Genomic DNA, 15,545 nt, shown 5'->3' on the forward strand with positions numbered 1-15,545 from the left:
ACATTACAGAGTGGAAAATATAATAGCTTTAGTTTTGTTTGATGAATAAGTGCATCAATAAAGCTAATGTAACTGTCAATTTGTATGGATGAATTCTATCCATACCACACAACTATGATTTATTAGGAGGGTACATGAGAAAGTTAAAGTTGTGGCAAAGGGGGCTGGCATCTGCAGGACTTAGCCTGTCTATTTTTTTGAGCTCATTCGGTAACGTTACCGGAGTTATGGCAGCCGAACTGGCAGATGACACTACTGCAATTGAAACGCAGGAGGAAGAGAATGCATCAGATGAAAGCGGCGAGGGGAGTGCTAAAGGCGCTGAAAGCCAGGAAAAGGCTGATGTTGACGACACCAAAGAAAGTAATAAGAAGGTAGAAGAAGAAAAGGAAGAGGAAGTTGAAAAGGCCGAAAACGATTCCGTAGAAGAGACTGAAAACGATTCCGAAGATGAGGCAGAAGAAGACCTGGAAGAAGATCTTACTTCTCCTGTTAATGCGAAGGCTGTTACTGTTACTGCAGCAGAAGCAAAGACTCTTTCTACACATAAGGCTTCAAGAGAGCAGAAGGCTGCTGACAATGCAGCTGTTACAAGAGACAACATTCATGACGGAGCAATTCTCCAGGCATTTTGCTGGAGCTTTAATACAATAGCAGAAAACATGGCAGACATTGCCGATGCAGGATATACAGCTGTTCAGACATCACCTATCAATGAATGTCTTGACACAGATCCCGGCAAGAACCTTCACGGTCCTGACGGAATGTGGTATTACCACTATCAGCCCACAGACTGGGTTATCGGTAATTATCAGCTGGGAACAAGGGACGAATTCAAGCACATGTGCGATGTTGCGGATGAATACGGAATCGCTATCATTGTAGATATTCTTCCCAACCATACAACACCTACACTTGATAAGGTATCACAGGATCTTATCGATGCTGTTGGCGGAAAAGAGAACCTCTATCATACAACAGGTATGACCGGCGGCGGATATACAGACAGACTTGAGCTTACCTATTATCAGATGGGTGGACTTCCTGATGTTGATACCGAGAATATCAGCTTTCAGGAGTATTTCTACGAGTTCCTGAAGGATTGTGTATATCTTGGCGCAGATGGCTTCAGAATGGATACAGCCAAGCACATTTCCCTTCCTGATGATCCCGTTCCTTCATCCTATACAGATACAGACAGAAATACCTTCTATCCTAACATGAGAGATGCTCTTAATGAGTATTCAACAGAGGTAGGCTCAAAGAGCTATGATGATCTGTTTGTATACGGTGAAGTTCTTCAGGGAACAAACGACAGACTTGCCGGATATCAGGAGTATATCGGAGGAACCACAGCCAGTAACTACGGCTCAAGCCTCCGTTCAGCTCTTGCCAGCGGCAACCTCTCAGTAAACAGGATCAGCGATTACCAGATCTATGATGAGACTATAAATGGAAGAACATATACTGCTGACCCTGAGAAGCTCATTACCTGGGTTGAGTCTCATGATAACTACATGAATGATGGCGAGAGCAGCTGGAAGTCCATAAGCGACGACCAGATCATTCTCGGATGGTCCTTCATCGGCGCCAGAAAAGCAGGAACACCTCTGTTCTTCAGCAGACCCAATAACAGCTCTGCAGACAATCCCTACGGAGACAACCTCATCGGAGAGGCCGGAAGCGACATTTATAAGGCTCCTGAAGTTAAGGCTGTTAACAAATTCCGCAGACAGATGCTTGATGCTGATGAGTACATCACAAATCCCGGCGGAAACATTCAGACCGTTATGGTTGAGAGAAAGAGCGAAGATGTACAGGGCGCTGTAATCATCAACAGCTCACTTTCAAGAACAACCATCAATGCAAAGACTGTTCTTGAAGATGGCACATATTCCGATATGGTTGAGGGAAGTGATAATATCTTCCTTGTAAAGGACGGAATTATCTATGGAAGCCTTGATGGAAGATCTGTAGCAGTTCTTTCCGAGAAGAGCGATGGAACAGGAACTGTAGTTTCTTTCTACAATGCTGATAACTGGGATAATGTAACAGCAAGAGTAGACGGAGAAGCTCTTTCTACAGTAAATGATAATGACGGATGGTACTGGGTAACAGTACTTGATGATGAGTTTGAGATCACTTTCGAAAACAGCGACGCAAGCAAGATATCACCTGTATATAATGTTTCTACTTCAACAGGAACCTTTGCAGCGCTTGGCTCTGATGAACTTTACTTCTCCAAGAAGGAAGCAGAGGAAGCTATCGGAATCTTCACATACCCTGTTTACTTCTTTGGAACTGAGGGCTGGCAGATCGTTAATGCTTACGGATGGCTTTCAGACGGAACACAGCTCTTTGGCGGATGGCCCGGCAGTGCTGCAGTAAATGAAGGCGAAGGCTGGTGGCGCGCTGACGTAAAGACCAAGGGTGCACCTGATTCCTTTAACGTTATCTTCAACAACGGTGACGAAATACAGACTGTAAATATCGAGGGAATCACTCCTGAGAGCAAAGATATCTATTTTGCAGTTGATGCAGAGAAGTCAAGCGGCCAGCTTGTTGTTGACAGATATACATCAAAAGAGGCCGCTGAGGAAGCACTTGGAGTATCAGGAAGCTTCACAACAGCATATTTTTATAACACACAGGGCTGGGAGAAGGTATGCGCATACACCTGGGGCGCAGCATCTTTAGGAGAATGGCCCGGAACAGAGATGACTCAAAAGGAAGATGGCTGGTACAAGATTGTTGTTCCCGCAGGTGCAAGCGAAGACCTCAACATCATCTTCAACAACGGCAATAACGGTAAGCAGACCAATGATATGAAGATCACCAACATGAAGTACAGATTCTTCCTTCACAACGGAATGGCTTATCAGCAGTATGGCTCCAAGAAGGACGCTCTTGCAGCAATTGCCGAGACCGGAGAAGTAACATATACAACTGTTTATTTCTATAATGAGAAGGCAGAAGAAGAATCCTGGCAGAATGTTGCCCTTTATGTATACGGCGGAGCAAACGGAGAGTATAACAACCTCATTGGCGGATGGCCCGGAGCTACCATGGTTCGCGAAGAGGGTACAAAATGGTACAGCGCCGAGGTTCCCACAGCAGCTATAGAGACAGGCACACTTACCTATATATTTAACAACAACGGTGGTGGTGAGCAGCTTTCAGACAACAAGAATGTAACAGTTGAAAAGAGCTATTTCACAACAAGCAGCACTGATAGTTTTGGAAGTAAAGAAGAGGTTCTTTCATTCCTTGGTATTGAGGTAGATGATCCCACTGAACCCACAGATCCTACTGAGCCTACAGAGCCCACTGACCCTACAGATCCAGGCGAGGTTGAGCCTACGGATCCTACAAATCCCACAGATCCCGGCGAAATAGTAGAGCCAGAAGATCCTACAAATCCTACAGACCCTTCTGAGCCTGAGGTTCCCGAAGAGCCTGATGTACCTTCATACAATCCGGCTCCCATTATCCAGATCATCGCACCTGTGATCAAGGTGGTTAAGAAAGTTGTAACTGTGGTTACAAGTATCCTTAAGAGGCTTTTCTGGTGGTAATTTGATTTCCAATAAATGAGCATTTTATGTCTTTTGATAAAAACGGCCGTCAGATTCGAGATTTCACGAATTTGACGGCCGAATATTTTTAAAATCAGTTTCTGTTATTTTACGAATATAGAGGGTTCATCTGAAGCATATGCACTGTCTGTCCATTCGATCTTGCCTTCATCGTTGAGATGAAGAACACCGTGAACGCTCTTTTCTTCGGTTACAGTATCATTACCGTTCTCGTCGAAGGTGATAACCTGATAGGAACCATCGTCGTAAGTAAGGTCACCTGATGCTGTGTCATATAATGCTGTGAAACGCCATGCGGCCATTTCAGCAGCACTGCTTCCCCAGTTGACTTCAATGTTATATTTGCCGTCGCCCATGGGGCCAATCTCCATGGCACCTCTGCCGGCAGTCTCTTCGTACCAGCTTCCCTCGTATTTATCAATTCCTTCGTCGAGGACTACATCTACCTCTCCTTCGGGTTTTGCTTCAGCAGCTGTTTCTTCTGAAGCTGTTTCCTCTGCAGGTGCTTCATTCGCAGGAGCTTCCGTTGCGGTTTCAATACTTTCAACTTCGAAACCGGAAGTAGCTTCACTTGTTTCACTGCTTCCGCATCCGGCAAGCATAGTAAGCACAGCTGCGGATGCCAATAAAGTTACAATTCTCTTTTTCATTCCATTCCTCCTCGTTTTTAAAACATCTTTTTTATATTACATCTTTTATAAGAGCATAGATATTAAAAAAGTATTAAATTCCTTAAACGCGATACAGAGCTTTCAAATACACTCAGTGCTATTTTTGAAAAAATGCATCACAAAATATATAACTGGCTCTTGAAATTGGGCCGGAATTTCACTAGAATAGAGAAGTGGTGCAGGATTAGTACATCGGTAGTATGCTAGCTTCCCAAGCTGAAGAGGCGGGTTCGACTCCCGTATCCTGCTTAAAACAAGCAATGCAAAAAGAGGTTCCTGACTTAAATATCATGTTAACATGATATTTAAGCCAGGGGCCTCTTTTTATACTGCGCGCCAGCGCGGCTTGGGATCGCTTCAGCGATTACAAGATGCATTGCTTGTAGATGTGAAGCGTTGCGCGTCAGCGCGGCTTGGGATCGCGTCAGCGATTCCAAGATGCATTGCGCTTTAGGCTTTTTAACTGCGCGTCAGCGCATCATATTTGGTCTTGGATATATTTTTGAAATACGAGCCCCTCAGACACCTGCTCAGAAATGCGCAGTTCTCGGACGAGGATGATGATTTTCAAAACGAAGAAAGCAGCAAATGCCGATTGCTCTGAGCAACGTCGAAATGAGGCATTTGCTGCTTAATGAGTTTTAGAAAATCACACCGTAGACGAACACAAGCATTTCTGAGCAGGTGTCCGAGGGGCGTACATCAAAAGATAGTAGAACCTCTCTTTATGAGCTCTCCGGAGAAGATGGTCTTCTGGGGCATCTCATTGGAGGTCAGGGTTCCTATAAGTGTCTTTACCAGCTGAGTGCACATATCTTCGAGTCTGTTATCGATGGAAGACAGCTCGGGCTCACTGCAGTGGGAGAGAATTGAGTTGTTGTAACCGATGATCTGTAATTGTGAAGGAACCTTGATGTGGTTTGCTCTAGCAAAGTTCATGGAACCTACCGCAAGGAAATCATCACTGGTCACAATGCCGTCAAACTTGATTCCCTTATTGTAAAGTCCTTCTACAAAATTCTTAACTCCGTCAATATCCTCATGACTTCCCTTGAAGCACTGCTGGAGCTGTTTCTTTAAAGGAATGTCATTGGTAAGAAGAGCATTCTGGAACCCGGCCAGCTTCTTAAGACCTGAATAGGAGTTACTGTTGTACAGATAGAGGATATCCTTAACTCCGCTCTTGATGAGCTTCTCTGTGGCGTCCTGAGTTGCCTTATAGTCATCACACAGTGTGCAGAATACGTTGGTGCAGTCAAAGTCGGCATTGAGTAGCATAATGGGCACAGAAGCAGCGGCATCTCTGATATACTGGTTGTCTTCATCGTTGGTCATGATGAAATTGGAACCTATCATCACCACTGAATCAACGTGCTGAGAAAGAAGAAGACTAAGCGACTTCTGCTTGCCTGCAACATCATATCCGGTACAGCAAAGGACTGAATTGTAGCCGTTCTCACGAAGGTTCTGCTCGATGAAGTAGATGGCTTTGGCAAGATAGAGGTCCGATGCATCAGCACAGAGAATACCGATGGTCTTCATGGAATTAAGACCAAGGCCTCTTGCAAAGGCATTAGGCTTATAACCGTATTGCTCGATTATATCCATAACTTTTTTTCTGGTCTTGGGCTTAACATTGGTGCTTCCGTTAAGTACCCTGGAGACTGTGGCGATGGATACACCGGCTTTTTTGGAAATGTCGTAAATAGTCATCTGATTGCTCATAGGTTATCTCACTTCTAAAGGGAAATTGAAATATCTAACTGCATTATTATAGGATATATCACTTACTATTTCACCAAGAACTTCAATGCTCTCGGCAGGATATTCACCGTTCTCAACAAGCTTGCCAAAGTAGTTGCAAAGGATTCTTCTGAAATACTCATGTCTTGTATAGGAAGTGAAGCTTCTTGAATCAGTAAGCATTCCTACAAAGCCTGAGAGATTGCTGGACTCTGCAACACACTCGATCTGCTGTTCCATGCCAAGCTTGGAATCATTGAACCACCATGCTGATCCCTGCTGAACCTTGGCAACATAAGGAGCTTCGCAGAAAGCACCAAGCATTGTGTTGATGATCTTGTTGTCGTTGGGATTTAAGCTGTAAAGGATAGTCTTGGGCAGAGCGTTCTTAACAAGAAGAGCGTTAAGGAAGTCTGCAAGCTCACCCATAGGGTAGTAAGCGTCAATTGAATCATATCCGGTATCGGGACCGAGCTTCTCGTACATGGGAGTGTTATTGTCTCTCTTGCATCCGAAGTGAAGCTGCATTACCCATTCGCGTCTTGCGATCTCTTCACCCTCAAACAGCATGAATGCTGTCTGGAACTTAAGATCCTCCTCATATGAAAGCTCGCCGCCTGCAAGTCTCTTAGCAAAGATCTTTTCAATCTCAGCATCGGAAGCGGGGCGGTACATAACATACTCAAGGGCATGGTCTGTTACGGTGCATCCCTTGGAAGCAAAGAAGTCAAGACGAACCTTGAGAGCTTCCTTAAGAGAAGCGAAGGAATCAATCTTAACTCCGCTTACTTCAGACAGCTTTTCAATATAAGATGTAAATTCGGGTTTTGAGATATTCTTGGCCTTATCAGGTCTCCATGCAGGAAGAACCTTTACATCAAAAGAAGAATCTTCTTTGATCTTGTCGTGCCACTCCAGAGTGTCAATGGGATCATCTGTTGTGCAGATAAGAGTAACATCAGACATCTTGATGAGCTTTCTTACGCTCATATCAGGATCCTGAAGTACCTTGTTGCAAAGGTCATAAACTTCCTTGGCATTACGGGATGTAAGAGCACCGTCAAATCCGAAGTATTTTCTAAGCTCTAAGTGTGCCCAATGATAAAGGGGATGCCCTACAGCCTTTTCAAGGCATTTTGCAAATGTAAGAAATTTCTCTTCGTCGGAAGCATCTCCGGTGATGTATTTTTCATCAATTCCAAAGGAGCGCATAAGGCGCCATTTGTAATGATCTCCGCCGAGCCAGACCTGTGTTATGTTGTCAAAATGGCGGTCCTCAGCGATTTCCCTGGGGCTGATATGACAGTGATAGTCAAGTACCGGCATCTTCTCGGCATATTCATGGTAAAGCTTTTTGGCTGTTTCTGATTGTAACAGAAAGTCCTTATCCATAAATTGTTTCATTTTAACCCTCCAAACACTCAAAAAAATCGAATAAAAATCTAATAAAAGCATGAAAGCATTTACATAGTATTAATCAAATGTATTATACTGTACCATTTTAGGAAATACAATAGAAAAATCTGTTGACGTTTCAAAACATTATATATATGATTTTAATGAAAACGCTTACATTAGTTTTGTAAATTGAGAAATAGAAGGGCGGTTACATTATGAAAAAAAACTTACAGATCCATCCTATGGATAATGTTGTTGTCTGCCTGGAAGCAGTGGATAAGGGTGACTCCATTAAGATTTCGGATGGCCGTGAGGTCTTTTCCCTGGATGATATACCTGCAGGACACAAGATGGCCATAAAGGATATAGGAGAAGGCGAGGATATCATCAAATACGGATATGCCATCGGCCATGCAACACAGGCTCTGAAAGAGGGAAACTGGGTACATACCCACGATGTAAAGACCAATCTTGAGGGAATTCTTTCTTATAAATATGAGCCCAACAAGGAATATATAGAAAAAAGAAGTGCCAAAATGGCCACAAGAAAGGGGACTTTCAAGGGCTTTGTAAGGGATAATGGAAAGGTTGGGATCAGAAACGAAGTGTGGATCGTTCCCACTGTCGGATGTGTCAACAACATTGCCCAGGCGCTGGCAAAGCAGGCATCTTCCTTTGTGAAGGGAAGTGTTGATGAGGTGGTTGCTTTTACCCACAACTACGGCTGCTCCCAGACAGGAGACGACCAGGAGCATACAAGGACTATACTGGCAGATCTTATAAATCATCCCAACGCAGGCGGAGTGCTGGTTCTGGGCCTTGGCTGCGAGAACAGCAATATAGATGTTCTCAAACCTTATATAGGTAAGTACGACGAAAGCAGAGTGAAGTTTTTGGTATGTCAGCAGGCCGATGACGAGATGGCAGACGGGCTTTCCCTGTTAAAAGAGCTGGTGGATACTGCATCAGGCGATGAAAGACAGGAGGCAGACCTCTCAAAACTTATAATCGGACTTAAGTGCGGCGGAAGCGATGGATTCTCAGGAATCACAGCCAATCCGCTGGTGGGAAGGATCTCCGACAGGATCATTGAGTATGGCGGAACATCCATACTTACTGAGGTTCCGGAGATGTTCGGTGCGGAGACTATTCTCATGAACAGATGCAAAGATGAGGCGACTTTCAATGATACCGTAAACATGATCAACGGTTTCAAGGACTATTTTACCAGACAGGGCGAGCCTATTTATGAGAATCCTTCACCCGGAAACAAGGCAGGAGGCATCACCACTCTGGAGGATAAGTCCCTGGGATGCACCCAGAAGTCGGGAGATTATCCCGTAATGAACGTTATGGAATACGGTGAAAGAACAGATACACCCGGCCTCAATCTTCTGTGCGCACCGGGAAATGATCTTTGTGCTGCTACGGCGCTGGCTTCTGCGGGAGCGCAGATAGTTCTTTTTACAACAGGAAGAGGAACACCCTTTGCCTGCCCCGTACCTACTATGAAGATTGCCAGCAACAATACCATAGCTGAAAAGAAGAGCAACTGGATCGACTTCAGTGCAGGACAGATACTGGAGGGAAGGACCTTCGAGGAGCTTACGGACGAGCTTTTTGACAAGATTGTAAGAACAGCATCGGGAGAGAAGCTCAAGAGTGAGATAGCAGGGTTCCATGACATGGCGATATGGAAACGTGGTGTTACTTTATAACAACAAAACGGGTTTTTCAAAAATTTTTTTGTAAATTTTTAACATGTAAGTGCTTACGAAAAAGGCTTAAAAAAGCCACCTTTGGGAAAATGTGAACAACTTTGTTACGAATCCTACAAAATTCATGCTTGCAATGCGTTTTGGAACATGATACAGTACATACATAAGCAAATGAAAACGCTTACATAATATTTTCAAACCAACAATAATGGGAGGAACAAAATTCATGAAAAGGAAGGTTTTATCATTAATTCTTTCAACAGCAATGGTAGCTTCTCTTGCAGCATGTGGTTCATCTGCTCCTGCAGCAACAGATTCTCAGTCAGCTGACACAACAGCTTCCGAGACTGCAGCAGATGCTACAGCAGCTACAGAGACAGCAGAGGCAGGCAGCTACGAACTCACAGATCTTTACATTACTGTAGACGGAACACTTACAGCAAATGTAGACAACGGTCAGGATGCTTTCATCGAGCAGTGGGAAGCAGCTGTTTCAGAGAAGATTGGTCATGACATCAAGCTTCACATCAACCAGCCTGAGCACTCAGGTTACAAGGACAATGTAGCTCAGCTCCTTACAACAGGACAGCCCGGTGACGGACAGTATCCCGATGCTCTTATCATGAGCGCTACAATGTTCAAGCAGTATCAGAACACAGGTATCCTTTGGAACATGGCTGATGCTTATGCAAACGCAGAGTTCCAGTCAAGGATCACACTTCCTTCAATCAACGAGAACATGAAGACTGCAAACGGCGAGCTTTACGCTTTCGCTCCTACATACGGTAACGGATGTGTTACATACATCAAGCAGTCATGGCTCGATGCTGCAGGACTTAAGGTTGATGACATCAAGACATTCGATGACTACTACAACATGCTCAAGGCTTTCACAAAGGATGGCCAGACAGGTGTTATCGCAGCAGGATTCGGTAAGCTTGACGAGGCTCCATACATCAACTACATGCCTGAGTTCTGGCAGGGTGCATATCCCGCTATCTACCAGAAGGACGGACAGTGGGTTGACGGATTCCAGGAGCAGGCTACAATCGATGCTCTTACAAGACTTGCTCAGGGCTACGCTGATGGCGTAATCGATAAGGATACTGAGGAAGCTTCCACAAAGACAGCACGTGAGAAATGGTTCTCAAATGACCAGACAACATCAGAAGGTGTATTCACTTACTGGGCTGGTACATGGCTTAGAACTCTTACAGATAACCTTGACAAGAACGACGTTGATACAGATCTTGGCGATGACAGACTTGTACAGCTTCCTCCTATCAAGGAGATCAAGGATACATGGGGCGGATACATCAACCGTGAGGCTCCTGTTTGGGTAATCACAGATGATGGCGACGGAGACAACTCTCGTGAGCAGGCTATCTTCGATGCACTTCTTGAGACAATGCTTGACGGTGACAAGGTTCAGACACTTTGGACATATGGTGCTGAGGATGTTCACTGGTCAACACACGCAGAGTCATTCACAACTAACCCTGATGATCCTGACAAGAAGAAGGATTACGAGTATGCAGAGGGTGAGTTCCACCTTAAGCAGTCACCTAACGACCCTAACTCTGTATGGAAGAAGAATCACCTTGATCCAGTACTTGTTATTGCACCTCTTACAAACGGCTTCATCGATAACGACGAGCTTGTAACAGCTGGTAACAAGTTCTTCACAGAGAACTGCGTAGATGCTCCTCAGTCACCTTCATCAGAGATCCTCACAGAGGTTGAGGCTGATCTTGCAACAGATAAGACAACTCTTATGAACGAAGTTGTTGCAGGCAAGAAGTCAGCAGAAGAAGCTATCGCTGAGTACCAGACAAAGTGGGGCGATACAATTAACGAGATCCTTGAAGAGCTCAACGCTCAGTAATATCTTTCTTAAAATCAATTTCTTTTAAATATCTATTAGCTGCATGGGCGACCATTACGGTTGCCCATGCAGAACTTTGAAAATTCTCTTTATCTCACCGCTATTAACAAGAATTTTTATGAATGGGGCAGTAAAATGAGTAAAAAACAAAAGGTTACATCTACAGGGCAAACAATAAATAAAAAGCCATTGGGTATGAGAATCTGGAATCACAGGGGCTTTTATCTTATGTTTCTTCCTGTGCTTATATACGTTCTTATTATCTACTATTGGCCGATGCTTGGCGTAAGATACGCCTTCTATGATTACACACTTAAGAAATTGGAACCGGTAGGCTTTAAACATTTCCAGAAGATGTTTTCAGATGCTGATTTCTGGAAAGCCTTTTTTAATACATTGCAGCTGTCGATCATCAAGCTGCTCATAACCACAGGTACTGCGGTTATTGTATCTGTATTCATCAATGAGATGGCGAACCTCTTTGCCAAGAAAGTACTGCAGACAGTTATTTATCTGCCGCACTTCATGTCATGGACGGTTACAGCAGCTATCTTCACTCTTTTCCTTTCAACCTCTTCAACAGGTTTTGTGAATGAGACCTTAAAGAGTTGGGGACTGATAAAAGAGAGTATAGACTTTATGCATGAGCTTACCCTATGGCGTCCTGTTTACTATCTGGTAAACATCTGGAAGGAGACAGGATGGGGAACCGTTATCTTCCTGGCAACACTTGCCGGAATCAACCCCGAGCTCTATGAAGCAGCAGATATCGATGGTGCAACAAGACTTCAGAAGATCTGGTACGTTACAGTTCCCGAGCTTCTCAACACCATCATCATCGTGCTCATACTGAATCTGGCTAAGGTTCTTAACCTGTTCGAGTCAGTATTCGTTATGTACAACAACAGAGTATTTGCTGTTTCGGATGTTATTTCAACTTATATCTATCGTAAGACCTTTATGACAGCCATTCCCAACTATGGATACACTACAGCGGTAGGTCTTTTCAAATCACTGGTAGGTTGTGCACTGGTACTTATTTGTAACTGGGCCAGCAAGAAAGTCCGCGGACGCGGTATTATTTAAGGAGGCTTACGATGGCAAAAAGTGTAGAATTTAGTGCAGGTCGTAAGAGAAAGACCGATGCATTTGATGTAGTAAATTACATAGTATTTATTTTGCTGGGACTGATAGTTCTTTTCCCTATTTGGAAGGTTGTTGTTGACTCCTTCAACGCTGTTGGTGTTTACAAATTCCAGTTTTTCCCTAACCAGCCAACACTTGACGGTTACAGAACAATCCTGCACACAGCCAAGCTTTACAGACCTTTCCTTAACTCGGTTGTTACAACCATTTTTGGAACACTTCTCGGTCTTGTAATGTCAACACTTGGTGGATATGTGCTTTCACAGTATGAGATGCCCGGAAGAACAATTTTGGCATATTTCCTTCTTTTCACCATGATATTCTCCGGCGGTATGATCCCTGAGTACCTGGTTATGAGACAGCTGGGTCTTACCAATAACATGTGGGTTCTGGTAGTTAAGCACGGTATGAACGTTTATAACCTGGTTCTTATGCGTAACTTCTTTGAAGGCATACCGGGCTCACTGTTTGAAGCAGCTAAGATTGACGGATGCTCCCCTATGGGAATCTTCTTCAAGATCGTTCTTCCTCTTTCAAAGGCAGCTCTTGCATCAATCGGTCTTATGTTTGCGGTAACCGTATGGAATGACTATTCAACAGTTCAGATCTATATTACAAACCGCGATCAGGTTAACTTCCAGTACATACTGAGAGTAATGGTCATGGATGGTGATACGCCTACCACGGCTTATAAGGTATCACAGAGTACCCTTTATTATTCAGCCATTGTTTGTGCGATCCTTCCTTTCATGCTTCTTTATCCTTTCCTTCAGAAGTACTTTGTTAAGGGCGTAAATGTAGGTGCGGTAAAAGAGTAATCCAATAGAGTTAGTTTTGTTTACAAAGCCGCTCGGGTAGCAAAAGCCTGAGCGGCTGTTTTTAAAGGAGTGAACATGAGACATATATTCTGGGCAGGCGATTCCACCATTGCCGTCAACAAGGCTTCCACATATCCCCAGACCGGAATCGGTCAGGCCTTTGACAGATTTACCGCCATGGATGTTGCCATCTGCAACAGGGCAGTAAACGGAAGGAGCACCAAAAGCTTTATAGACGAGAGCAGACTTGCCCCGATCTACGATGAGATCACAAAAGGGGACTTCCTCTTTATCCAGTTCGGACATAACGACGAGAAGATAAATGACCCCGCCCGCTACACGGATCCTTATGGCGAGTTCAAGATCAATCTTGGAAAGTTTGTTAATGTGGCAAGGAACAAGGGAGCATATCCTGTTTTCATAACTTCGGTGGAGCGAAGGCTCTTTGACGAAAACGGACAGCTTTTGCCCTCAGCCCACACGGACTATGTCCTTGGTATGAAAGAGGCGGGAAAAGAGCTTTCGGTTCCCGTGATAGATCTTTTTACCATGAGCAGGAACTTTCTTGAGAAGACGGGGGATGAGGCCACGAGGAAATATTATATGAACCTGGCTCCCGGAGAGGCTTCGTGGGCCCCTGAGGGCAAGATCGACAACTCCCATCTTAAGTACGAGGGAGCCATGCTGTATGCGGGAATGATAGCAAAGGGGCTTCGCGACCTTGGGGGAGATTACGCTTCTTTGCTTGCTGATGAAGACCTGGAAAAAGATACAACGACAATAGAGACAAACGGTTGATAAAATGAAAACACGATCCGATCTTGGAAAGACATACAGAAATCCTATTTTGTTTGCAGACTACTCGGACCCTGATGTAATAAGGGTTGGAGATAATTTTTATATGACTGCCAGTAGTTTTAATTACACTCCGGGGCTTCCCATCCTGGTGTCAAAAGACCTGGTGAACTGGGAACTTAAGAACTACGCCCTTGAGAATATCGGGCAGGAAAGATTTGGCATTCCAAGGCATTCCGAGGGAGTATGGGCACCGGCCATAAGATACCATGAGGGTATGTTCTATATTTATTACGGGATGCCTGACGAGGGCTACTATGTTGTAAGGACCAAAGATCCTCTGGGTAAATGGGAGGAGCCTGTGTGCGTACTTGAAGGAAAGGGGCTTATAGATCCATGCCCTTTCCGGGACGATGACGGCAAAGCTTATATTATCCACGGCTATGCCAAGAGCAGGATAGGTTTTAAGAGTATTCTGGGAATATTCGAGATGAGCAGCGACGGCCTGAAGGCTGTTAGCGAGGACCACTTTATATTTGACGGCAACGATCCGGCGCACCCTGCGGTTACTATAGAAGGTCCAAAGGTATATAAGAGAAACGGCTATTACTATATTCTGGCTCCTGCGGGAGGCGTTAAATATGGCTACCAGGTGGCACTGCGAAGCCGCAATATCAAAGGCCCCTATGAGATAAAGACTGTCATGGCCCAGGGAAGCAGCGTAATTAATGGACCGCATCAGGGCGGCCTTGTTGACACTCCAAATGGTGATGAGTGGTTTATCCACTTCCAGGACAGAGGATTATACGGAAGGATCTGCCACCTTCAGCCCGCAAGCTGGGAAGAGGACTGGCCTGTTATTGGCCCCGGCGGAGAGCCTGTTTATGAATATGAGAAACCGGCTTGCGGCAGAACATCCGAAATGATTGCGGATGAGAATGTGAGCGAGAATGCCTCTGTAAATATGGATGCGGCGGCAGAGAATAAAAAGCTTTGGCAGGATACATTTACCGGCGGAGAGCCATCCCTTGAATGGCAGTGGCTTGGAGATCACCGGAGTTCATTTTTCGGAAAGGCTGCAGGGGATTCTCGAGACCCGGAAGAGAACTTATCGGGAGGCCTAAGGCTCTTTTCCCTGAATCCTTCGAAGGATACTGAGCCGATACTGTGGCGCAGCGTCAATGTGCTCACGAAGAAGATATGCTATCCGGTTTTTGAAGAAGAGATCTGTATGGATGCAGCAGGGCTTAAAATCGGCGAGAGAGCCGGCGTATGCATGATGGGCGGACAGTATGTTACGGCGTACATCGAAAAGAAAGATGACGGATACTATGTCTGCACGGCAATGTCAGAAGGCGCGGATGCTGATAAGAAAGAAGTGGTTTTAACCAGGTTTCGGCTTGAGAAACTTTGCGCTAAGATGGGATTAAGTGAAGATGAGGCTGCAAGGAAGCTTAAGTTCATTATGACCTTTACATACAAGGACAGGGATTTTGATTCGGAGGAACTGTACTTTAGAAATGTTGACGACCCGATGTTCGGAGAAAGTCCAAGCCTTTATATTGAGCTTCAGGTCGGAGAGGACGAACCGGCTGATCTTGGTATAAAGTTCACTCCTTCAGACCACACCTGGGTCGGAGCAAAGACAGGAATATATGCGATATCATCCTCTGAGGAAGGTGGACATGGAAATGTCGGTGAGGTTTCTCCGGGAGCCGCTTACGGATACGCAGATTTTAAGTCGGTTGTGACTAAGGAACTGTAAAGAATTCGCA

10 protein-coding genes and 1 tRNA gene are annotated in these 15,545 nt (G+C 44.8%); 8 read left to right on the forward strand and 3 right to left on the reverse strand.

The genetic code is table 11. The annotated features are described in order from the left end of the window. Window positions 1-134: 134 nt before the first annotated feature. Complete coding sequence (locus tag T456_RS20915; protein WP_024864621.1) at window positions 135-3,575, forward strand: starch-binding protein; 3,441 nt, start codon at window positions 135-137, stop codon at window positions 3,573-3,575. A 104-nt stretch (window positions 3,576-3,679) separates the two neighbouring features. Here the strand turns inward: T456_RS20915 and T456_RS0101690 are convergent, their stop codons facing one another. After that, window positions 3,680-4,246 carry a hypothetical protein gene (locus T456_RS0101690; protein WP_024864622.1) on the reverse strand — a complete coding sequence of 189 codons (567 nt, stop codon included), beginning with the start codon at window positions 4,244-4,246 and terminating at the stop codon, window positions 3,680-3,682. Window positions 4,247-4,445: 199 nt separating this feature from the next. Here T456_RS0101690 and T456_RS0101695 point away from each other — a divergent pair. Continuing rightward, window positions 4,446-4,516 (forward strand) — tRNA-Gly (locus T456_RS0101695). 453 nt (window positions 4,517-4,969) lie between these two features. On the opposite strand, the gene T456_RS0101700 is transcribed toward T456_RS0101695, so the two are convergent. After that, window positions 4,970-5,992, reverse strand: coding sequence for a LacI family DNA-binding transcriptional regulator (locus T456_RS0101700; protein WP_242835837.1), 1,023 nt, complete (start codon window positions 5,990-5,992; stop codon window positions 4,970-4,972). A 3-nt stretch (window positions 5,993-5,995) separates the two neighbouring features. Continuing rightward, complete coding sequence (gene uxaC / locus T456_RS0101705) at window positions 5,996-7,414, reverse strand: glucuronate isomerase (protein WP_024864624.1); 1,419 nt, start codon at window positions 7,412-7,414, stop codon at window positions 5,996-5,998. Window positions 7,415-7,623: 209 nt separating this feature from the next. On the opposite strand from uxaC, the gene T456_RS0101710 reads away from it, so the two are divergent. The 6 genes from T456_RS0101710 (at window position 7,624) to T456_RS0101735 (ending at window position 15,535) form a co-directional block, all read left to right on the forward strand. Next, window positions 7,624-9,126: a UxaA family hydrolase gene (locus tag T456_RS0101710; RefSeq protein WP_024864625.1), complete on the forward strand. Its 1,503-nt coding sequence runs from the start codon at window positions 7,624-7,626 to the stop codon at window positions 9,124-9,126. A 226-nt stretch (window positions 9,127-9,352) separates the two neighbouring features. After that, the gene (locus tag T456_RS0101715) at window positions 9,353-11,011 is read left to right on the forward strand and encodes a hypothetical protein (protein ID WP_024864626.1); all 1,659 of its coding nucleotides are present in this window, start codon (window positions 9,353-9,355) and stop codon (window positions 11,009-11,011) included. A gap of 135 nt (window positions 11,012-11,146) precedes the next feature. Then, window positions 11,147-12,097 (forward strand): ABC transporter permease, encoded by a 951-nt coding sequence (locus tag T456_RS0101720; protein ID WP_024864627.1) that lies wholly within the window; start codon window positions 11,147-11,149, stop codon window positions 12,095-12,097. A gap of 11 nt (window positions 12,098-12,108) precedes the next feature. Continuing rightward, the gene (locus T456_RS0101725; RefSeq protein ID WP_024864628.1) at window positions 12,109-12,975 is read left to right on the forward strand and encodes a carbohydrate ABC transporter permease; all 867 of its coding nucleotides are present in this window, start codon (window positions 12,109-12,111) and stop codon (window positions 12,973-12,975) included. A 75-nt stretch (window positions 12,976-13,050) separates the two neighbouring features. Beyond that, window positions 13,051-13,773 carry a rhamnogalacturonan acetylesterase gene (locus tag T456_RS0101730; RefSeq protein ID WP_024864629.1) on the forward strand — a complete coding sequence of 241 codons (723 nt, stop codon included), beginning with the start codon at window positions 13,051-13,053 and terminating at the stop codon, window positions 13,771-13,773. A 4-nt stretch (window positions 13,774-13,777) separates the two neighbouring features. Then, entirely contained in the window at window positions 13,778-15,535 is a 1,758-nt protein-coding gene (locus tag T456_RS0101735) for a glycoside hydrolase family 43 protein (RefSeq protein ID WP_024864630.1), read from the forward strand. Window positions 15,536-15,545: the final 10 nt, after the last annotated feature.

The organism is Butyrivibrio sp. FCS014, from assembly GCF_000526935.1.
In the GTDB taxonomy this organism is placed as follows: domain Bacteria; phylum Bacillota; class Clostridia; order Lachnospirales; family Lachnospiraceae; genus Butyrivibrio.